Origin of the sequence: Vibrio sp. V04_P4A5T148 (assembly GCF_963875605.1) — a bacterium.
Taxonomy (GTDB): domain Bacteria; phylum Pseudomonadota; class Gammaproteobacteria; order Enterobacterales; family Vibrionaceae; genus Vibrio; species Vibrio anguillarum.
Genome location: NZ_CAWNMS010000032.1, coordinates 12,362 through 33,519 on the forward strand (window position 1 = coordinate 12,362; position 21,158 = coordinate 33,519).

The 21,158-nt window shown below is 44.9% G+C and carries 15 protein-coding genes; 4 read left to right on the top strand and 11 right to left on the bottom strand.

The window, feature by feature from the left end; translation table 11 throughout:
- Window positions 1–145: 145 nt before the first annotated feature.
- The 3 genes from AACT18_RS06210 to AACT18_RS06220 all read left to right on the top strand — a co-directional run bounded on the left by AACT18_RS06210 (window position 146) and on the right by AACT18_RS06220 (window position 3,769).
- Entirely contained in the window at window positions 146–1,084 is a 939-nt protein-coding gene (locus tag AACT18_RS06210) for a DUF3943 domain-containing protein (RefSeq protein WP_017044301.1), read from the top strand.
- Window positions 1,085–1,286: 202 nt separating this feature from the next.
- Window positions 1,287–1,799, top strand: coding sequence for a glycine cleavage system protein R (locus AACT18_RS06215; protein ID WP_094125066.1), 513 nt, complete (start codon window positions 1,287–1,289; stop codon window positions 1,797–1,799).
- Between the two features lie 359 nt (window positions 1,800–2,158).
- Window positions 2,159–3,769, top strand: coding sequence for a methyl-accepting chemotaxis protein (locus AACT18_RS06220; RefSeq protein ID WP_026028013.1), 1,611 nt, complete (start codon window positions 2,159–2,161; stop codon window positions 3,767–3,769).
- A 54-nt stretch (window positions 3,770–3,823) separates the two neighbouring features.
- Here the strand turns inward: AACT18_RS06220 and nspC are convergent, their stop codons facing one another.
- From nspC to AACT18_RS06260, 8 genes are all read right to left on the bottom strand, one after another.
- Window positions 3,824–4,957: a carboxynorspermidine decarboxylase gene (nspC, locus tag AACT18_RS06225; RefSeq protein WP_017046172.1), complete on the bottom strand. Its 1,134-nt coding sequence runs from the start codon at window positions 4,955–4,957 to the stop codon at window positions 3,824–3,826.
- 64 nt (window positions 4,958–5,021) lie between these two features.
- The gene (locus tag AACT18_RS06230) at window positions 5,022–6,266 is read right to left on the bottom strand and encodes a carboxynorspermidine synthase (RefSeq protein WP_094125065.1); all 1,245 of its coding nucleotides are present in this window, start codon (window positions 6,264–6,266) and stop codon (window positions 5,022–5,024) included.
- A gap of 16 nt (window positions 6,267–6,282) precedes the next feature.
- Window positions 6,283–9,171, bottom strand: coding sequence for a pyridoxal phosphate-dependent class III aminotransferase (locus AACT18_RS06235; RefSeq protein WP_094125064.1), 2,889 nt, complete (start codon window positions 9,169–9,171; stop codon window positions 6,283–6,285).
- A 545-nt stretch (window positions 9,172–9,716) separates the two neighbouring features.
- On the bottom strand, window positions 9,717–10,862 hold the full coding sequence (gene nhaA, locus AACT18_RS06240; protein ID WP_026027720.1) for a Na+/H+ antiporter NhaA: 1,146 nt from the start codon (window positions 10,860–10,862) through the stop codon (window positions 9,717–9,719).
- 280 nt (window positions 10,863–11,142) lie between these two features.
- Window positions 11,143–12,276: a lipocalin-like domain-containing protein gene (locus AACT18_RS06245; RefSeq protein ID WP_094143666.1), complete on the bottom strand. Its 1,134-nt coding sequence runs from the start codon at window positions 12,274–12,276 to the stop codon at window positions 11,143–11,145.
- Window positions 12,277–14,730 (bottom strand): FtsX-like permease family protein, encoded by a 2,454-nt coding sequence (locus AACT18_RS06250; protein ID WP_094124780.1) that lies wholly within the window; start codon window positions 14,728–14,730, stop codon window positions 12,277–12,279. It lies immediately after the preceding gene.
- Window positions 14,711–15,382 (bottom strand): ABC transporter ATP-binding protein, encoded by a 672-nt coding sequence (locus AACT18_RS06255; protein WP_094124781.1) that lies wholly within the window; start codon window positions 15,380–15,382, stop codon window positions 14,711–14,713. The genes AACT18_RS06250 and AACT18_RS06255 overlap by 20 nt, the downstream gene beginning before the upstream one ends.
- A gap of 123 nt (window positions 15,383–15,505) precedes the next feature.
- The gene (locus tag AACT18_RS06260; protein WP_094124782.1) at window positions 15,506–16,882 is read right to left on the bottom strand and encodes an MATE family efflux transporter; all 1,377 of its coding nucleotides are present in this window, start codon (window positions 16,880–16,882) and stop codon (window positions 15,506–15,508) included.
- 40 nt (window positions 16,883–16,922) lie between these two features.
- Here AACT18_RS06260 and AACT18_RS06265 point away from each other — a divergent pair, with 40 nt between their 5' ends.
- Window positions 16,923–18,416 (top strand): DUF2867 domain-containing protein, encoded by a 1,494-nt coding sequence (locus tag AACT18_RS06265; protein ID WP_094124783.1) that lies wholly within the window; start codon window positions 16,923–16,925, stop codon window positions 18,414–18,416.
- A gap of 42 nt (window positions 18,417–18,458) precedes the next feature.
- Here the strand turns inward: AACT18_RS06265 and AACT18_RS06270 are convergent, their stop codons facing one another.
- The 3 genes from AACT18_RS06270 to rsuA are packed head-to-tail and all read right to left on the bottom strand — an operon-like array spanning window position 18,459 to window position 21,069.
- Window positions 18,459–19,118 carry a DUF2913 family protein gene (locus AACT18_RS06270; RefSeq protein ID WP_094124784.1) on the bottom strand — a complete coding sequence of 220 codons (660 nt, stop codon included), beginning with the start codon at window positions 19,116–19,118 and terminating at the stop codon, window positions 18,459–18,461.
- A complete protein-coding gene (locus tag AACT18_RS06275) occupies window positions 19,118–20,326 on the bottom strand; it encodes a Bcr/CflA family multidrug efflux MFS transporter (RefSeq protein WP_013857017.1) in 1,209 nt (402 codons plus the stop codon). The genes AACT18_RS06270 and AACT18_RS06275 overlap by 1 nt, the downstream gene beginning before the upstream one ends.
- A 47-nt stretch (window positions 20,327–20,373) precedes the next feature.
- Window positions 20,374–21,069, bottom strand: coding sequence for a 16S rRNA pseudouridine(516) synthase RsuA (rsuA, locus tag AACT18_RS06280; protein ID WP_013857018.1), 696 nt, complete (start codon window positions 21,067–21,069; stop codon window positions 20,374–20,376).
- Window positions 21,070–21,158 lie beyond the last annotated feature (89 nt).

Consider the following 21,158-nt stretch of genomic DNA (forward strand, 5'->3'; position numbering starts at 1 on the left):
CTTTTGTGTACGCTTACAGGTGTGCTATCAATCAATACGGCAGAGAATAAAGTGCAATATATAACGCTTTGAATGCTATTTTTCTCATAAGTTTCCTTATTTACATAATTTGCTGTTTTCATCACCGCCGCTTTAATAGATAATTGTGATTCTGATCATTAAAAACAAAACTTTGGAGCCCTCCGTGTCAAAGAAAAGCATCATACCATTGATGTTATCGTTTTCGGCTTGTGCTAGTGCCACTGCATACGATTTCAACCAACACATTGAGTTTTCCTATACGGTCGACTGCAATCAAATTTCTTGTTTTAATGACGATCCGAATATTTACCAATCGAACTCTCCATTTTTAGCAAGCTTAGCAGAGTCGCAACCGCTAAACCTTGAAGAGCCCGCGCTGCCTAAATATCTTACCGTGCAAGATACAAAAGACTGGGACTATCTCAAAGGCCAAACCTACACCATCTTAGGATTAAGCGTAGCAACCGTTGGTTTAATGACATTTTTGCCTGCATCCATTACCAAATGGGATGAAGAGGATCGCAGCATAAGCGGCATAGGCAGCAAATGGAAAGATAACGTATCATCCGGCCCCACTTGGGATAGAGATGAGCATTATCTCAACTACATTATGCACCCCTACTTTGGCGGCGTTTACTACACAGCCGCAAGACATGCTGGATTTAATGAGTTTGAATCTTTTCTTTACTCCGGTGTTATGTCGACTTTCTTTTGGGAATATGGCGTAGAATCGTTTGCCGAGATACCGTCATGGCAAGACTTATTTATTACGCCCTTTTTTGGTGCGGTTGTCGGTGAGCTGATGTTTGAAGCGGAACAAGATATTGTTACCACAGGTGGTGAAGTGTTGGGTTCATCGACTCTGGGTGATGTCACACTTTTCTTCCTCAACCCTGTTGGACATATCCATGGCTGGGTATCAAATGCTTGGGGAGGCGATGCCGAAGTAGAATTTAATGGCACGCCTTGGTTTGGCAACCAAGATGCCGCAAAGTTTGCTTTGGACTCAGGCGCTAGCTATGATTCGCAATTTTATGGCCTTAATCTCAAAGTCAGTTTCTAAAAAACAGGGCTAAACACAAGACCAATGCCTAAAGCCAAAGCTATTTTTGTGGCCCAAGTATGAATACTGACAAGCAAGAGACTGCGTAAATGTAAAAAATTGACTCTCATCAAGTCTTATCTAAGATAGGCCTCTACACTGAAGTGAAAGGAATTCAAGATCAACGATTTATCTTTCGTTAGCTTGCTATGGGAGGCCTATTATGAACAGTACTTTTATCGTCAATTTCGTCGGCAGTGCAACACCAGCCACAATTAAACATCTTGCCGCTATCACTCATGAAAATGGTGGAAAATGGTTAATAAGTAAAGTGAACTTTATTGAAAACCAAGTAGCTGCCGTCATTAAAATAGAGTTACCGACCTCAAATGCCGTTATCGTTCAACAAGCATTTAGAGAACAACCCGATCTTCTGGTGCAGATTGTTGATTCTGACGTACATCAACACGAAAAAGAAACGATTTACCAACTGCGGATTGATGCAAATGACCGTGCAGGCATCGTCAACGAAATCACCCACCTTCTTGATAATCAAGGTATCAATATTTTAGATATGGATTGCCAACGCGTTTTTATTGCGGGTGGCGGTGGTGTCAGCTCAAGTTTATTTACCGCCAACCTAGCCATCAAGCTCCCTGCTGCGATACAAATTGAAGACGTAGCCGATGAGCTTGAAGCGCTCAGTGGAGATACGCGCGTGATATTAGAAGTGTAATCTCGTTTACGACCCCGAAAAAAGGAAGCTGATGCTTCCTTTTTTATCGACCTCACTATCTATTAAGCAAGATTAAAGTTGTGATTCAGTTAACAAAATCAACTAATTGCATTCGCGAAATGACGACCATATTCCAATATTAGAGAGCGGGTAACCATAATTAATCTAAGCCTGCAAATCCTAGATGCCGAATAACTTGAAGACGCCGTCAGATGGATAAACGGATGATTACTAATGAGTATTAACAAACCTTGTGACTCTGGCAATCAAACGTAACCAACATCACGGTAACCTCAAGTACAACAGGTAAACCAATATGCCCAGCAATAAGGTTGGGTTGTTTTAATGGTGGTAACGTCATGTTGAAGCTTGAAAATATTAAGGTCAGCTACAAGCTGACCGCTATTATCGCGGTTGCAATTGTTGGCTTATTGAGCTTACTGTTCATTGCAACTAGCGCGCTGAGAAGTAACTTAGTCGTAGAGCGTGAAGCGAGGTTGAACGCAGTTATCGATACTCTCCTCTCACAAATCTCACACCTTCAGAAAACACTCCCCGAAGACGAAGCTAAATCACAGGCGAAGATACTCATCAACAACACACGTTTTGACAGCAACAACTATCTTTTTGCTATCGATGAGTCTCGTTACACCATTGCCCATCCGATTCGCACTGATTTGGTTGGCAAACAGATGGGAAGCCCAGGAAAAGATACACAAGGCGAGTTTTGGTTCACTATGGTTGAACTTGGCAAAAATGGTCAACAAGGCACGTTGACATATCCTTGGCAGACTAACAGTGGAACACCCGCAGAGAAATTATCGGCAGTCCACGGGTTTGCGCCGTGGCATTGGATTATCGGCTCAGGCATGCTCATCAATGACATTGAAGAGGCGATCAACAAACAGATCCTCAAGATGGGAGGAGCGACATTGGCAGTTGTGTTTGTGATGGCAACGCTTGGGGTGGTCATCAGCCGAGCCATCATTATGCCGTTAGAGTCAATTAAAGAAGTCATGAAAAAAGTGGCAAGCGGCGATTTAACCGCACAGGTCCCCGTAATGGGAGAAGATGAGATTGGCATTGTGGCATGTCGTATCAATGACAGTGTAAGCGCAGTGCGTTTAGCATTAATCGAGTCGGTCACCTCAGCAAACCTGCTTGCAGAGGCCGCCATTCGCATCGCTTCTTCTGCGGAAGAAACTAGCCAAGCGGTGACCAGCCAACGTGACCAATTAAGTCAGCTCGCAACCGCGATGAATGAAATGAGTGCGACAGTTGCCGATGTTGCAGGCCATGCAGAAGAGACCGCAAGAGACACATTGGATGCCAGCAAAGAAGCCGGCTTAGGCGATAAAGACGTACATTCCAGTGTGGACAGCATTAAAGCGCTCTCAAAAGAGCTGGAAGTGGCTACTGAGCAAGTGCACAAACTCAAAGAAGGCGTGATGCAAATCAGTGAAGTGACCACAGTGATCAGCGGCATTTCTGAACAAACCAATTTACTTGCACTAAATGCAGCGATTGAAGCCGCACGTGCTGGAGAACAAGGTAGAGGATTCGCAGTGGTCGCCGACGAGGTCAGAAATTTAGCTAGCCGTACCCATCATTCCACTGACCAAATCCAAACCACCATTAACCGCTTACAGCAACTGGCCGTTAGTACATCAAACGCGATGCAAAAAAGCCAAGATCTCGCTTATAACAGTGTGGAGCGGGCAGAAAATGCAGGCAGTGATCTTTCCTTGATCGTCAGTCATATTCAGCATGTGAGTGACAAAGCAATTCAAATCGCCACTGCGGCAGAAGAACAAAGTGCAGTGGCCGAAGAAATGAACCGTAACGTCAGTGGCATTAACGATTCAGCATTGGAGATGTCACAATCGGCAAACTATTTGGCAGAAGAGAGTGAAACCTTGGCCGCTCTTTCACGCCAATTAGACGAAAGAATGAAAAGCTTTAAACTCTAAGGTGTGATTTTACAAAAATAGGCCTCACCCACTGTATGGTGAGGCCTATTGTCATCAGTTTACCGACCATTGAGATAATGAACGTTTAAAGTCTTCATAGCCAAATTCATTCAGTTTCTGAAGCTCTCCTGTACTGCGTTGACAATACACGGAAGGCATTTTAAGGCCATTAAACCAATTCAATTTCACCATGGTATAGCCCGCGCTATCCATGATATGCAACCGCTGGCCAATCGATAATGGCTGTTCAAATGAAGCCACACAAAATTGATCACCCGCTAAGCAAGAGCACGAGCCAATGACATACTCATGTTCACCGTTCGCACTCGCTTCTAAGATAGCCGCAGGCTCTTTGTAAATCAGTGTGTCTAAACGATGCGCTTCAGTTGCCGAATCAACAATCGCTGTTTTCATGCCATTTTCAACGATATCGACGACAGTCACCACTAAATCAGCCGTTTTCGTGATGATCGCCTCACCCGGTTCAAGATAAAGCTGAACCTGATGCTTTTCTGAAAAGGCCTTAAGCGCTAATGCTAATTTTTCTAGCGGATAACCAGGCCAAGTGAAGAACACACCACCGCCTAGGCTGACCCAATCTAACTTATCCAGATATTGGCCAAAACGCTCAGAGATCGAATCTAATAACGCAATGAACGCATCAGCATCTTTGTTCTCACAGTTCATATGGAACATCACGCCATTGATAGTATCGAACACTGAGTTATCAATATGGTCTGTTTGAACACCTAAACGAGAAAACTGACGTGCGGGATTGGCAAGATCTTGCCCAGCGTAACTCACGCCGGGGTTTAAACGTAAACCCAATGACGCCTTGCCTTCAACTAAATGACGGTAAGCGGCCAACTGGGATTGCGAATTAAAAATCATTTTGTCGCAAATATCGGCCACTTCTTTAACATCAGCTTCACTGTAGCCAACGCTATAGGCGTGAGTTTCACCACCAAACGTTTCGTAACCTAATTTTACTTCAAATGGGCCACTGCTGGTTGTGCCATCTAGGTAAGGTTTGATGATGTCAAACACTCCCCAAGTAGAGAAGCATTTTAAAGCTAAGACGAGTTTGACGCCCGACATCTCTTTGAGCTGCTTCGCGATTTCTAGGTTCGCGATCAACTGTGATTCATCAATCATAAAATAGGGCGTTTGGAGTTCGCTTTTTTGCATCTATTTATCACTCTCAAATTGAAGAAAGCCGACACATCTGCATCGGCTTAACTATCGAAAACTCTTATTTTAGAATTTTAATCTCTGGTTGCACGATATCGAGCTCTTGAACATGCCAATCCAAACCTAATTTAGGCATCGTTTCTAAAAACAGATCAGGGTCAAGCTGCTCTAAGTTAAACACGCCCGCTTGTGCCCAATGCCCTTGGAAATACTGCAATGCCGCAGTAATGGCAGGAACGCCCGTGGTGTAAGCGATGGCTTGGTGCTCTACATCATGGTATGCCACTTCATGGTCTGCATTATTGTAGATAAAGACACTGCGCTGTTTACCATCCTTCCAACCTTGCACCCAAGTACCAATACAAGTCAGGCCTTTGTAGCCAGGAGCCAAAGAGGTTGGGTCTGGCAACATCGCTTTAAGCACTTGAAGTGGTTGAACCACAGTACCATCTTGCAGCGTCAATGGGTTTGGACTCAATAAACCAATATCACGCATGCAATTGAAATAGTTGAGATAACGATCGCCAAAACCCATCCAAAATTCAATACGTTTAGCCGGAATAAACTCTTTCATCGAACGCACTTCATCGTGCGACATGGAGTACACCTTGTGCTGGCCGCACTGAGGAAAATCAAATTCTAGCATTCGTGAATGGCAAGGAACACGCTGCCACTGCCCTTCTTCCCAATAGAAAGAGTCGCCTTGAATCTCTAACATATTGGTTTCTGGATCAAAGTTAGTCGCAAATTTTTTGCCGTGATCGCCTGCATTAATGTCCATCACATCAATACTGTCGATTTCGTCAAAGAGGTGTTTCACCGCATACGCGGCAAACACACTAACCACGCCCGGATCAAAACCAGCACCGAGAATAGCGGTAATGCCTGCTTGCTTAAATTTTTCACGAAATGCCCATTGAGGATCATACGCTTCAGGCACTTGTTGACCTTCAGAGCAAAGGTCAACAGCAACCGATGTATCTAGATAGGAAACCTTGGCTTGATAACATGCTTCCATGATTGGCACGTTTACCCAAGGAGGGCCAGCGTTGATCACAAGATCAGGCTGGACTTCTTTAATTAATGCAACTAACGAGGCTACGTCATCCGCCTTGACGGTGCGTGCCTCAAGTTTTTTAGTTGGATCTTTAAGGTTATTTTTTCCTTTGATCGATTCAATGATCTTCTCGCACTTTTCAAGAGTACGAGAAGCAAGAACAATATCACCGAGTATGTCGTTGTTTTGGGCCGCCTTATGTGCGACAACCCAGCCAACGCCTCCCGCGCCAATTTGTAAAATAGACATGGTTGTTTGTATTCCTTTATGCCTTGGCTAGCTCAGAGGCTAGTACTTCAATCTTATTAAGTAATGCTTTGAAATCTGACAATTGTAAGCATGGGTTTAAAATGGTGAATTTAAGCGCTGTTTTGCCATCCACAATCGTCTCGCCCAACACCGCGACACCACGTGTCAATGCTTCTAAACGCAACGCTTTGTTCAACTCGTCAAAATCTACCGCTTGTTTATCCACGGAACGGAATAACACGGTGGAGAGCGCAGGCTCAGCCAAGAGTTCAAAAGCATCGTGATGCTGCACTAAATCTGCCACTTGCAGTGTTTGTTCTAGCAGATGATCGTACATTTCACCCAAAGCCTTAGGGCCTACGTTTTGCATTGTCATAAACACTTTCAATGCATCAAAACGCTTGGTCGTAGAAATAGATTTATCCACCAAGTTTGGCAGTTCATCATGTTCACGGTTAAGGTAATCCGCATGATGCAGTAGATACTTGAAGTGACTTTTATCTTTGAGCAACACCGCGCCACAACTGATCGTTTGGAAGAACAATTTATGGAAGTCGACGCTGACCGAGTGCGCACGCTCAACACCGTGCAAACGTGCTTTATGGCTACTTAGAACCAATGCGCCGCCGTATGCTCCATCCACATGCATCCATAGATCATGTTGCTGTGCTACATCCGCAATCGTCGACAGATCATCAATCGCACCGTGATCCGTTGTGCCTGCCGTTCCAACAATAGCAAAAGGAATAAGACCTTCCGCTTTCGCTTGTGCAACAACCGCTTCCAGTTTGGTGACATCCATTGTGCCGTTTGGATTCGCATCAACCGCCAAAATGGCTTTCTCGCCCAACCCCATCCAAGAGGCCGATTTTTGCACGGTGAAATGCGATTTTTTCGAGCACACAATACGCAGCTTATCGGCATATTCAGGTAAGCCCAGCTTTTGAATAGAGTGACCACTTAATTTATCGGCAATCCAGTCACGAGCTAACATTAAACCCATTTGGTTACTTTGCGTGCCACCACTGGTGAAAATACCATCCGCCTGAGCGCCGAGTTCGTATTTTTCACACATCCAATCAATCACTTTCTGCTCGACATAGGTAGCAGAAGAAGATTGATCCCATGAGTCCATTGATTGATTTAATGCACCGATCATCGCTTCGGCAACTACTGATGGCATCAGGGGTGGAGTGTGCAGGTGAGCAATACAATCCGGGTGTTGAACGATAATGGAATTTTTGGCGACCAGATCTGCCATTTCAGAGATCACATCCTTCAACGGCGCGTTTTTGTTATCTAAATCTACCGCGTAAATCGCTTCTTCAAGCTGCTTTGGATCCAAACCTGAATAAGGCGCTTTGGCTTGTTCAAAAACAGATTTCATCGCAGAAGTGGCATGGTTCATCACAGCGGCAAATTCATTGCTACCCATTTCACCGGTTTGGATAAAATGCTTCTTCCACGCTTGATTTTCTGGCTCTGGATCTTTCTCGCCGCCACCTGCAGCTAAAATCGCCGCTTCAAGAGTGCGCAGGGCAAAATCGATCTGCTCGAATGAGATAATAATCGGTGGTAAGAAACGAATAACGGATCCGTCACGGCCACCTTTCTCAACCATCAACCCACGTTCAAGTGCCGCGCGTTGGATAGCGAGTGTTAATTGGCCATCGGCCATTGGCTCGCCAAATTTGTTCATTTCACCGTTTGGTTTACGAATCTCGAGGCCGAGCATCAAACCTTTGCCACGAACTTCAGCAATACAATTCACGCGGCGTTGAATCGCTTCAAGGCCTTGGCGTAGGTACTGACCCGCGACGTTAGCGTGTTCAACTAGGTTATCACGTAAAATAATTTCTAACGCTTTCGCACCGGAAACCATGGCTAATTGGTTACCACGGAATGTGCCTGTATGCTCACCCGGTTTCCAAGTATCGATCTCTTTCTTGAACACAAGAATAGACATTGGCAGACCACCACCAATGGCTTTAGATAAGCAAAGAATATCAGGACAAATGCCAGACTCTTCAAATGCAAAGCGGTAACCCGATTTACCCACGCCACACTGAATTTCATCGAAAATTAATAAAATACCGTGTTCATCGCAGATACGGCGTAGTTCACGCAGCCAGAATGCTGGAGCGGGAATAACGCCACCTTCACCTTGAACAGGTTCAACAATAATGGCCGCCGGTTTCATGATGCCTGCTTCGTCATCGTTCAGCAGACGTTCGATGTAGCGAATGCTCGCTTTGGCACCTTCATCGCCCCCTAAACCAAACGGACAGCGCAAGTTGTATGGGAATGGCATAAAATGCACATCCGACATTAATCCTGTGCGACGAGCTTTGGTATTCAGGTTGCCCATCATGCCCATCGTACCGTTGGTCATACCGTGGTAAGCACCGCGAAACGCAAACATAGTGTTACGACCCGTTGTCTGCTTCACCAGCTTGATAGCCGCTTCAACGGCATCCGCACCAGAAGGTCCACAAAATTGAATCGCGGAATTTTTTGCAAACTCTTCAGGCAAAAATGCTTTTACTTGCTTGATGAATTTGTCTTTAGCGTGCGTTGTCATATCCAATGTCTGATATGGCAGACCTGAATCTAACTGCTCTTTCAGTGCTTGATTGATCTCAGGATGGTTATACCCAAGTGCCAACGTTCCCGCGCCCGCTAAGCAGTCGAGGAAAATTTGTCCGCGCGTATCTTCTACTAACGCACCATAAGCTTGCTTGATGGCAATCGGTAGACGGCGTGGGTATGAACGAACTTCAGATTCATGCTCAATTTGATCGAGTAGAATTTGATCCGGTGTGAGATCATAAATACCTTCAACAACAGGTACCTGAGATGAAAAAATGTTTGCGATAGTGTTATCGACTTCAAAGGCTGTGCTCATTTCCCTTCCCCTTGAATGTGAAAATTTCCGCCTATTTCCTTGGTTTGGTTTTAATATAAGGAAATATGACATAGCAATAAGCTCCGTATTAGCCAAAAGGCAAAAACGGAAATTGGTTCATCGTCTTCGATGAAAGATTACTAAATCAGAGAATCAAGGTTCGGTGATAGAACTGTCTTCAAGCACAGGGCATAGAGGAAGTACAAAGCTGATTAACGTCAGTGTGTTAAGTGATGATGAGTTCAATGTTGGGTTTCCCATTCACATGCAGCTCCCGCTGCAAGAGTATCCCGTCTATCAACAAAAGGACTTGCTGATACCTACCCTACGTAATGTCACAATCAGCCTGAATGGTCATTACGCGTGTCCCCCAGAAGCTACTGTCCGAGATTGGTGCGAAAAATATCAAAAAATAATTACGCTGGCAATAATTTTCAATAAATCGATAAAAACTTAAATTTTCTATTGATTAAGAATATTGATAAATCAAATGGTTAGTTTATAAAATGAATCAGCCCTCGTATTACGGAGGGCTGATTATATTCTTATGCGTTTTTTGGCAAAGATAAACGAAGCAATATATAGCCTACAATCGCGGCAGTGGTCGAGCCCATTAATATACCGAGCCGTGCAAACGTATCAAATTCAGCATTGGTCGGTCCAAAAGCCAATGACGAGATAAAAATCGACATTGTAAAGCCAATACCACATAGCACTGACACGGCAAAAATATGCTTGAAATTGATCCCTTCAGGCAATTTAGCGACACCGAGTTTCACCGCAGCCCAACTGAAGGTAAAAATACCCAATGGCTTACCAATAAATAGGCCAAGAGCCACGCCCAAAGGCAACATTGACGTGAGGCTAGATACGGAGATCCCTTCCAGTGAAATCCCGGCATTGGCAAATGCGAACAATGGCAGAATACCAAAAGCGACATACGGGTGTAGCGCATGCTCAAGATGCTTTAGCGGAGAATATTCGCCTTTATCACCTTTCAGCGGAATAGCAAAACCAATCACTACACCAGCCAAGGTTGCATGAACACCAGATTTAAGTACGGCAAACCATAAAATCGCACCGACAATTAAGTAAAGGCTGATTTTGGTAACATGCTTGTTGTTTAGTATAAAAAGCACACCAGTCATTAAGAAACCGACGGTTAACGCAATGGTAGAAAGATCACCGCTATAAAATAGCGCAATAATGACCACAACCCCTAAGTCATCAATAATCGCAAGCGCCAGCAAGAACACTTTTAAGCTGATTGGAACACGTTTACCCAATAGCGCCATAATACCTAGCGCAAACGCAATATCAGTGGCCGCTGGGATCGCCCAACCTTGAATCGCTTGTGCATCACCAGCCGTAAACAGCACGTAAATTAATGCTGGAGCAAGCATGCCGCCGACGGCAGCAATGGCTGGGAAAATAGCCGTTTCTTTGGATTTAAGAGCACCTTCCAACAATTCACGTTTGACTTCTAAACCAATCAACAAAAAGAATACGGCCATTAAGCCATCATTGATCCAATGCGACACTGACATTCCAAACACGTAGGAATGTAAAAAAGATTGGTAAACATCATTTAGCGGTGAGTTAGCAATCATCATTGCAATTGCAGCAGCAATAACCAGCAAAATACCACCTGCTGATTCCATCTTGAAAAAGTCGCGAATCACATCACTCATGATATCGTCCTTATAGTTATGCATGTTAATAAACCATTAACAAATGAATATGACAGAGTTTATACAGTAGCTGATAGAAGTAAAAATCGCTTGTTCAGATATTAAGAATCGGAATTTCCGAGTCAAGCATAACAATACAACGTATATTCCTTGGTTTTCACTATTTTCCCATTGTTGATTAGTTTTCATGCATAACAATTTTACAACAAAATAAAAAAGGTTCACAAAAACACAAAAGGCCAAGAACAACTTGACCTTTAGATTCCGCAAATATTTGAACTTAGTTGCTCGTTAGTTGCATGAAACCCGTCACCTTATGACTACCATCGGTGATAATTGGGCCTTCCCAATAAGGGATCAGAAAGGGCGACCACAGATCGCGATTCACCGCTTTCGTCACCAGATGAATATTATATTTAGGGATGTTTACCACCCATTGTAACGGGATGTCACGCTCATTCTCCGACGCGGCAGAAACGACAGGAACTAAATCAATTTCATCAGCAGATAGTGCGATCGTGGTGCCCGAATCTTTCACAATTGCCCCAAACAAATAGGGCTCTTGCTGAAAATAACGATAGCGATTAACCAATAAGGTTGTTTTGCTATCGAGTTTAACGAACAACTTATCCCATCCCTGTTTAGCGTTAGGCAGCAGATTATTACCCCACTCCTTGCTCAGCCATGCATTACCTGTGACTTGAATGGGTTGAGAGTTAACACCTAAGTTGAGCACACCTTTGACCTGCAAAAACGGTGCTTGGAGACTATATGAGGCTAAAGAAAGTGAATCATGCTTTTTTTGGTATCCCTGCTGACCAGGTAATACAAATGGCCCGGAAAGATTATTTTTTAATGAGAGTGAAAACGTGTCCGTCGCTACATCTAATACTCCAGGAAATGGAGTCGTCCCCGGTGCGCGCCAGTTCCAATTATCAATCCACATTTTAAACGGCTTTAATTCTAAGCCGGCTTGACCAATTCCGCCCCGCGCAATCCGCTGTTCACGCCAGACTTCATTCTTTGAAGAGATCACCACATAAGCAAGATAAAGCTGAGGACTAAGCCATCCATTGGCATCTCGAGCTTCATTAGCGAGACGAAAATAACTCCACTGGATCCCATATTGCTGCCCATGTTCATCACTGACATTCGCAAAGTAATGCCACCACTCATGTTCAAAACCTTGATGAAAATTGAAATCTTGAGGAAGTCGTACCGGGCGATTAGGAAGCACGAGCTCGAACGGGTGCTCTTTCGATATTGATGATGTATCCATTTGCTTAGAAGCTGTTTCAGAAACAGCATATTCTGAAATCGTTTGCTGTGCCTGCCAATACTGGTGCCACGAATAGAGGCCGAACAATACAGCAATCAACAAAGAGCACAAAAGTACGAGGTATCGTTTCATCATTTATAACGCGTCTCTAAATGAGCTAATCGGTGGCCTTCTAACCAAACGAATAACCGGGATTGCACCTGCGCACATCAAGGTCACCATCGCCCATGCTGCCGTTTTCAAATACTCCCCGGGGATCAACTGCAGTTGGATTGTCCAACCAAAGGATTGTTTAATCACGATGTCCACCACAAGACGAGCAAGTGCAAGCCCTAACGGCATTGCAATCACGAGCGCTATCGCCCCAAAAACACACAACTGCAAGCTGCCAATCACCACCAGCTCTTTACCAGAAACACCCAAACAACGCAGTAGCGAAACATGCCGCTGGCGGGAAACCTCTCCGGCTAACGTAGCAAAGAAAATACCACACACGGCAATCAACAAAGTAATACGCCCGAGCGTATCGGCGATGGCAAAGGTTCGGTCAAACACCCGCATCGCTTGAGTATGAATGTGACTGTTATCAAAAATCCGCTCAGGGCCCAACCTAAATACCGATTCTAGTCGCTTCTTTAATCCTTGGTCATTCACACCTTCATGCAAAACCACTCCTAGCGCCACATTTCCCGTACTGGCAAACGCAAATAACCAATTTTGGTGTGATAATAAGACCTGGTGGTAAGGGTTACCATAATCGTAGTACACCCCCACGACTTGCCACTTTTGACCCAAAGGCTCAGAAAGGTCAATAAAATCACCAGGCTTAATGCCTAATTTAAGCGCCATGGATTCACTGATCATCAAACTCTTTGAATGGTGTAAATCATACCAATAGTTAGGAACAGCGAGTTTAACCGTCAACGAGTCTAACTCACCATCGGAGATACCTGTGCTGACCACTTGCAATGCACCTTTGTCGGTGGCGAAATCTTTTTCCCAACGCCACCAAACATCATTGACCTCAGGCTGCGCTTTCAACCAACTACTCATTCTTGATGCCGAACTGTTGGTAGGATAGACATAAATATCGGCCGCTAAACGTTGGTTTAACCATTTTTCAGTAGTATCGCGAAAGCTACCGACCATGGTTTCAATGCCAATATTCGCCGCCATAGCAATCATAAATGCCATAGTGGCGACACCGCGATAGCTCATACTGGCGGCTGCATCGGCAAAGAACCAACGCGCTTTTACCCAAGCGAGTGAGTAGGAAAAACTGTTGAACAGCGTCCAAATAAGATAAGGCGTAAACAGCGCAACACTGAGTAACATCAACGCAATAATTGCAAAACCAGAAAGTTGCGTTTGTGGAACTTGATACACGGCAATCGCCGCGACAGTCAATGCGCAAGCAACAAGGGCTTGCAGGCGAAATTCTGTGCCAGCAAATCGAAGCAAAGAGAGACGAGCCGAAAGACGAATAGGCTGCGATTTTAGCAACCGGACGAGGGGCCAAGCGCACGCCGCAAATGCACCAATCAACGCCATGGCTAAACTGTAACTACTCCACTGCCAATTCCAGCTAATCGATAAACCGACATTAGCATCGTACAAGTCACCCAAACTGGCTGAAACCGCTGGAATAAGTTGATTGGCCAATAATAACCCCAATCCGTTACCGCATATCCAGCTAAGCAGGACCATGCCAAACAACTCAATCACCAATGCTTGGGTAAGCTGCCAGCCAGAAACGCCCGCTTGCCGTAATAACCCGACCAAAGGTTGGCGCTGGATTAAAGATAAAGACATGGCTTGGTAGAATATAAATAGCCCGACCAAAAATGCCAACATACCCATTGCATTGAGATTGAGATGAAAAGCACGCGTGAGTGATTCCAGCTCAGTGCGAGAACTACGGACTAGCGTCAAACCATTAGGTAAATTATCTTTTAGTCTTTTCAGTTTCTCTGGCGGCATATCACCACAAGCAATAACAGATAAGCCCGAACTTTTCTTGAGCATTCGCACCAAGGATAGATCCGCAATAACACGCGTGCCGTTGATGAGATCTTGTTGATCGATCTGAATAGGACCTAACTTTGATTCATCATCAAGCACGATAAAATCACCCGTTTGCCAACCTTGGAGACGAGCGAGATCAACACTCACCAAAATAGGATACGGCGGATTCATCAATGATAATGTCGAAAATTCCGATAAAGGAAGACCGCTATTGGTTGGCAACATCGCGACGGGATCAAGCCCAATCAGCGAAATATCCGTGCCATTTTTTGTCGTCAAACGATGGTTTTCAAAAGGAGCGCACTGAGAAAATCCATCACGGCGCAACTGAATATAGAAACCTTGGGGGATTTTATTGGCAATATGCTTGGAACGAATACGATAAGGTAATGGATTAGAAAACAGCTTTTCGCCATGTTCATAACTTTGACGAGCATGCTGGTTGATGGCCGTCACTCCCACCAATAATGAAACGCCAAGCGTTAAACCCAGCCATACTAGAATGATTTGTAAAGGATAACGCCGATAATGACCAAGTAGCGCCTTAACTACGGGCCATAACATGCAACAACCCTCCTTGTAAACGTACGCGACCATCCATATGCTGCGCGACTTTTTCACTGTGCGTCACCAATAATAACGTGCAATCCAACTGGCGAGTTAAGGTCGTCAATAAACGCATCACCGCCTCGGCATTACGCTCATCAAGACTACCGGTTGGTTCATCTGCTAATAAAATTTTAGGCTCCATGTACAAGGAGCGCGCGATCGCAGCACGCTGCTGCTGCCCACCAGAAACCTCTTCAGGGTATCGGCCTAGCAACGGCATTAAATCAAGTGAAGAAAGAATTTGACGCAGTAAACCTTGGTCTTCCGGCATTCCTTTCAACTGACGACAAAAGCGAATGTTATCCGCAACATTGAGGGTGGGAAGAAGATTAAACTGCTGAAAGATATGACCAATGTTATTTCGGCGATAAGCGGTACGCTTATTTTCTGACGTGTCATGCATGGCAAAACTTGGAAACCAAATTTCGCCAGAATCGACAATATCTAATCCGGCAATGAGGTTGAGTAATGTACTCTTACCCGAACCACTTTCACCCATTAATGCGATTTGGTCGCCTCGGTTTAATGTTAACTCTGCCCCCTGTAGCACTGGATGAAATTCATTGCCATCTAGATAGCCTTTACACAGGTTGGTCAGCTGTAACATTAAATCGCTCGCAATCGACTAAAATTGGATTGTGAATCTACACTAATTCTCCTGCAGTAGAAAGTATTTTGGATACCGGATCACATTGTGTGCATCAAATTGCAACACCTAACTGCGTTGTGTCTAATTTTCAATCAAATTTCGCATCCACTTCTTGCTTTTCATTCGATAAAGAGAACCGCCCCATTTAATCAACTCTTCAACGAGAAACAATAAATAGATGGCTTCAGGCTTAGCACCAAGCACAATCGCACAAAATGCGGCTAACGGAATACCGATCAGCCACTGCGCGACTAAATCTTGATAAAGACAAAACTTTACGTCACCGCCAGCTCGCAACACGCCAACAATCACCGTCATTGGAATGGAACGTAAAATGATGCCAAGGCTCAGTATCACGATAAACTCTTCAGATAAAGCACGGGTTTCATCCGTCAAGGCGGTGAAAGAGTTCAGGATAGGGATCTGCACTACATACAAAGCAGCAGCGACAACCACGCCCACAAGAAGGCTGATGATAGTTAAGCCCAAGGCTTGATAATAAACGGCATCGTACTGCTTAGCGCCAAGTTGGTTACCGACTAAAACCGCAGCCGCATTCGACATCCCAATCAGTAAACTCAATGAAATCGATTCTACTGGCGTCATCACCGATAACGCCGCTAAGCCTTGCACACCACTTTGCCCCATGATGGCATGGTAGACAAATAAACCGCCTGCCCATGCAAGGAAATTAAAGGTGGTTGGCAACGAAAGCTTCAAAAAACGAGAAATGGTAGGCCATTCAATGATGGCTCGGATATCGTCAATTCCAAACGCTAACAGATGTTTCTTAGCATAGAGGTAACCGTATAAACACGCGACTTCAATAAAACCACTTAGCACGGTAGCAATCGCCGCACCTTCAATTCCCATTGCGGGAAAACCCAATTTGCCGAAAATCAGCACCCAGTTTAAAAACACGTTTGAAACAATACCAATACCGCTAAAAAACGTGCTGAGCCCTGGTTTATGCATCGCTCGCAACCCTACTGCCGTACTACTGACGCAAGCTACAGCAAACATACTGAGTGAGGTAATAACCAAATATTGGCTACCTAGCGCATTAACGGTCTCGGAATCCGTGGTTAGTGCCATGATTTGACTTGGAAACAGTAAAAATAGTGCCACCGTCATGAGAGCAAATAGGTTAGCGACTAACCACGTAAGTGCGGTACTTTCTCGCACGCCCTGTTTGTTTCCTGCGCCCCAATACTGAGCTGTTAACAGTGCGCCTCCGGTTGTCACGCCCACTAGCATGATGGTGGTGACAAAAGTTGCTCTAGCGGCAACGCCTACCGCAGCAATTTCAGCCTCACCTAATTGCCCTAGCATCAAAACATCCACTAGACCGCGGCTAGAAAACATAATACTTTGCAAGGTGATCGGCAGAGCGATAGCCATTAAGCGACGGAAAAAATCGCCTCTTGTATGTAACACGATTTGCGAAAAAACAGACAACCGATCACCTCAAATTCAACACATTGATAGCACAGGAAAAATGAAGTCGCTATTATACGTCTGTGAGCATAATCTAACCATCTTATTTGAAGGGACCGTCATGAAAAAAGTGTTAGTACTCGGCGCATCAGGCTATGTCGGCTCACAACTGCTACCTTTGCTATTAGCGCAAGGTTTTCAAGTAACGGCCGCAGCTAGGCACATTGACTACTTAACCTCACGTGCCATATTTCATCCCAACCTTACCTTGCGTTATTTAGACCTTACCGATAAAGAGGCGACACTTGCGCTTATCCCACAATTTGAACTGGTTTATTTTTTAGTGCACGGTATGGCGCAAGGACATGATTTCGTCGACTATGAATTGTCGTTAGCGGAAAACGTTAAACAAGCCCTTGAGGTTAGCCAGGTCAAACACCTGATCTACTTAAGTGCGATTCAGCCACAAACCGGAAACTCAGAGCACCTCAAAGCACGGAAAATGACAGGCGATCTACTTAGGAAAAGTCCTGTACCAGTGACCGAGTTAAGAGCCGGTGTCATTCTTGGACCGGGATCAGCCGCATTTGAAATCATGCGTGATTTTGTTTACAACTTACCGATGCTCATCACACCCAAATGGGTTGATTCCAAAGCAAATCCGATAGCGCTGGAAAACCTCAATCATTATCTACTTGAATTAGCTAATGAGCAGCCCGTTGCACACCAATTGTTTGAAGTCGGTGGGCCTGACACCCTCTCCTACCGCGAACAATTTGCCATTATTTGTCAGGCAACACAGAAACCATTTCGGTTATGGTCTACCCCACTATTAACCCCCAAAATGGCTTCTTACTGGCTAGGTCTTGTCACCTCCGTCCCCTCCAATATTGGCAGAGCACTACTTGCCGGTTTAGATCATGATTACATTGCCGACTCACAAGCCATTGAAGCACGCTATCCTCAAAGACTGATCTCATATCGTGACGTTGTCACCAAAATAATCGAGCATGAAGGGGAATTTACACGCTCGCAAGTGTGGGGATTTGATCCAAGTGCTCTACAGCGTTGGCAACCCGGTTTTGGCTACTATCCTAAACAAGCAGGAGCAACGATTCAGACCAGCGCTTCTGCTGAGGCTTTATGGAATGTTATCCGAACCATAGGAAGCCGCCAAGAAGGCTATTTTTTTGCCAATGCACTATGGCGTACACGCGAATGGCTCGATCTTTTATTCGGTGGTGGCAAACCTGTGCGCCGCTCCCCTTGTGGCCCGGAACTGCAAGTTGGCGATTTTATTGATTCGTGGAAAGTGATCCGCTGCCAACCTCAACAGTTTTTGTCTCTTCTTTTTGGGATGAAAGGCCCAGGATTAGGGCGATTGGAATTTACCATTAAAGATCTAGGCGAAACGCGAGAACTCAATGTGACCGCATGGTGGCACCCCAAAGGATTCTTAGGGTTACTTTACTGGTTCGCGATGATGCCTGCCCACCTTTTTATTTTTAATGGCATGGTCAAAGCCATCGTCAAAAAGGCACAAAAAAAGAGCTAGCGAAATCGCTAGCTCTGCAACTTATTGGGTTTCAATTCCATACTAATCAATAGGAAAGCCTAATGGAATTTCAGCCAATTGCACGCCATGGTTACTTGGGTATATCAAATACTCACCATGATATTTCACATTCGACTTATAATCGGTACGTTTGTGCACCATAAAGCCAGCACTGCTGGCTTTTTCGACGAAATCAGCATGATGGCCCCGCACAAACCAGTTCATCGGCTTCACGAGCAGTTCACCATCAAAGCATGATTCACACTGATTTGCGCACAAAGCCAATGAGTTTTGCCCATCGGTAAAAAGCTGTAATTTGCCTTCATTCACCAATGGATCACATGTTGTCACTTCCCAGTGAGCCGCTTCCATGAATTCCAAAAACGCGTCAATTTTCTTATCGGTAATGATGTTATCCGCGTCTTGCGCAAAAAACTTACCGTAAAATGCTGAGATGCGTTTGAAGATAAACAGTAATTCAGATTGGTTGCCTTTCGAACGTCCAGCTTTCTGCCAACGATTTAAATCATCCACCACACAGCGATGGAATCGTTGTGCTTTCAATGCCTTACTCACCCAATGCACCAAAAAATGATTATTAGCTAAAGGCGCATTCACCAGCTTATTCGCTTGGTGTTCTGCTGTTAACTCTTGCAGCGCTGTATTCACTACACGTTGAATTTCGAGGTAATAATCTGACATTACGCCTTTCTTCCTAATGTCCAATAAAAAAGAGATGAAAGTACCGAGCACGCCGTCATGACCACAATCATCGGCCACTCAACATCACTAGGCATCATCGCGACAATCGCTGCAACCACTGAGCCTGTGCCAAAACGCAACGTTCCAGCCAGTGAAGAAGCGGTACCCGCCATTTTCGGATAACCACTTAACAATAATCCCATTGAATTACTGCCTATCGTTGACAATGTACCAATAAAAAGCACCACAAAAGGCACAATACCCCATAAACCAAGGTTGAGTAACCACGCGATAAATAGCCCGATACCTGCGCACAGCTGAATCAACAAACCAAAGCGTAGCATGGCGTGGGAACCGACTCGTTTCACCATTCGACCATTCAAGCTGGTCATGATAATCATCGCGACGATATTGAGGCCAAACAGGTAACCAAATTGATCAGGATCGACTCCATAAATATCAATATAGACAAAAGAGCCTGCGGTCAAAAAGGCAAACATACCAGCGAACGAGAAAGCACCAGAAAAAACAAGCCCCATCGCGACTGGGTTACGGCTTAACTGCACATAGTTGCGAATGGTATTTCGAAAGCGTAGTGGTTGACGATTTTCTGCACTGAGTGTTTCTGGAATTTTCCAAACCACGAGAGCAATCACCACCGCGGCAAAAATAGCTAACACCCAAAATATCGAACGCCAACCAAACCAAATGGCCAAGTGTCCGCCAATCATCGGCGCAGCTAACGGGGCAACGGTCATCACTAAGGTGACAAAAGACATGGCGCGGGCAAAATCTTCGCGATCAAACATATCACGCACCACCGCTTGGATAACCACAGCCGCCGCTGCTCCAGCAAAACCTTGCGCAGCGCGAACATACGTTAACGCTTCAATACCCTGCGTAGTCGCACTCACAGTGGCAGCAATACCAAACAGTAATACGCCGATCAGCAACACTGGGCGACGGCCATAACTGTCGGCCAGCGGGCCATGCAATAGTTGGCCTATCGCAAAACCAGCGGTATAAGCAGTCAGCGTCATTTGTACCGCTCCAGCACTCACACCGAGATCTTTAGCAATCGCTGGCATGGCTGGCAGATACATATCAATCGCCAGCGGCGTTAATGCGCCAATCGCGCCTAATACTAAGAAGAGTAAAAAACTAATGTGCGGCGTATTATTCGCTGTAACAGGTTGAGATGAAGTCATAGTTCTCCAGATAAATAAGGAATGAAGTTGCAGTAAAGCTAGGCCGTTCAAGCCCCAATAGAAGCCACTTCTTGGTCAGTCAAATAACGGTATTCACCGGGCTCTAGTGCCTCATCTAGCACAATATGACCAATGCGCTCACGGTGAAGGCCAACCACTTTATTGCCTAAAGCAGCAAACATGCGTTTAACTTGATGGTATTTGCCTTCATGAATGGTCAGTAAACATTCATTCTCACCGACGACTTCCAATTGCGCAGGCAAGGTTGGCTCACGCTCATTACGCAGTTCAATACCCGTTAAGAATTGTTCGACATAATTCGCTTCAATAGGGTCTGCAAGCCAGACACGGTAGGTTTTGTCGCATTTGTGTTTTGGCGAGGTAATGCGATGAGACCATTGACCGTCATCGGTGATCAGAACCAAACCTGTGGTATCGACATCCAAACGTCCTGCAAAATGCAAGTCTTGAACATTCACTTCATCGAGCAAAATAAATGCCGTATGATTGAAGCCGTCTTCATGTGAGCAAACGTAGCCAGTGGGTTTGTGTAACATGATATAGCGCGGGCCATGCAAGATTAACTCACGGCCTTGCCACTCCACCTCACACTCCTGTGTCACCTGCAATGAACCACTTTTCTGCGTCTTACCATTTACTGTGACATCACCACTTTTGATGATCTTGGTGGCTTCTTTACGTGTCGCACCTAACGCATCACACAAAAATTTATCTAACCGCATGATTACCTCATCTAAATCAAGTCAGGTATTATACGCAGCTAAAATGAAATAGTTGATCTATTTCACTGTTTTTATCCAGCGTTCAACAA

Coding starts and splice junctions, on each gene's coding strand:
- AACT18_RS06215 (WP_094125066.1), top strand. CDS start 1,287: ATGAACAGTACTTTTATCGTCAATTTCGTCGGCAGTGCAACACCAGCC.
- AACT18_RS06220 (WP_026028013.1), top strand. CDS start 2,159: ATGTTGAAGCTTGAAAATATTAAGGTCAGCTACAAGCTGACCGCTATT.
- nspC (WP_017046172.1), bottom strand. CDS start 4,957: ATGCAAAAAAGCGAACTCCAAACGCCCTATTTTATGATTGATGAATCA.
- AACT18_RS06230 (WP_094125065.1), bottom strand. CDS start 6,266: ATGTCTATTTTACAAATTGGCGCGGGAGGCGTTGGCTGGGTTGTCGCA.
- AACT18_RS06235 (WP_094125064.1), bottom strand. CDS start 9,171: ATGAGCACAGCCTTTGAAGTCGATAACACTATCGCAAACATTTTTTCA.
- nhaA (WP_026027720.1), bottom strand. CDS start 10,862: ATGAGTGATGTGATTCGCGACTTTTTCAAGATGGAATCAGCAGGTGGT.
- AACT18_RS06245 (WP_094143666.1), bottom strand. CDS start 12,276: ATGATGAAACGATACCTCGTACTTTTGTGCTCTTTGTTGATTGCTGTA.
- AACT18_RS06250 (WP_094124780.1), bottom strand. CDS start 14,730: ATGTTATGGCCCGTAGTTAAGGCGCTACTTGGTCATTATCGGCGTTAT.
- AACT18_RS06255 (WP_094124781.1), bottom strand. CDS start 15,382: ATGTTACAGCTGACCAACCTGTGTAAAGGCTATCTAGATGGCAATGAA.
- AACT18_RS06265 (WP_094124783.1), top strand. CDS start 16,923: ATGAAGTCGCTATTATACGTCTGTGAGCATAATCTAACCATCTTATTT.
- AACT18_RS06270 (WP_094124784.1), bottom strand. CDS start 19,118: ATGTCAGATTATTACCTCGAAATTCAACGTGTAGTGAATACAGCGCTG.
- AACT18_RS06275 (WP_013857017.1), bottom strand. CDS start 20,326: ATGACTTCATCTCAACCTGTTACAGCGAATAATACGCCGCACATTAGT.
- rsuA (WP_013857018.1), bottom strand. CDS start 21,069: ATGCGGTTAGATAAATTTTTGTGTGATGCGTTAGGTGCGACACGTAAA.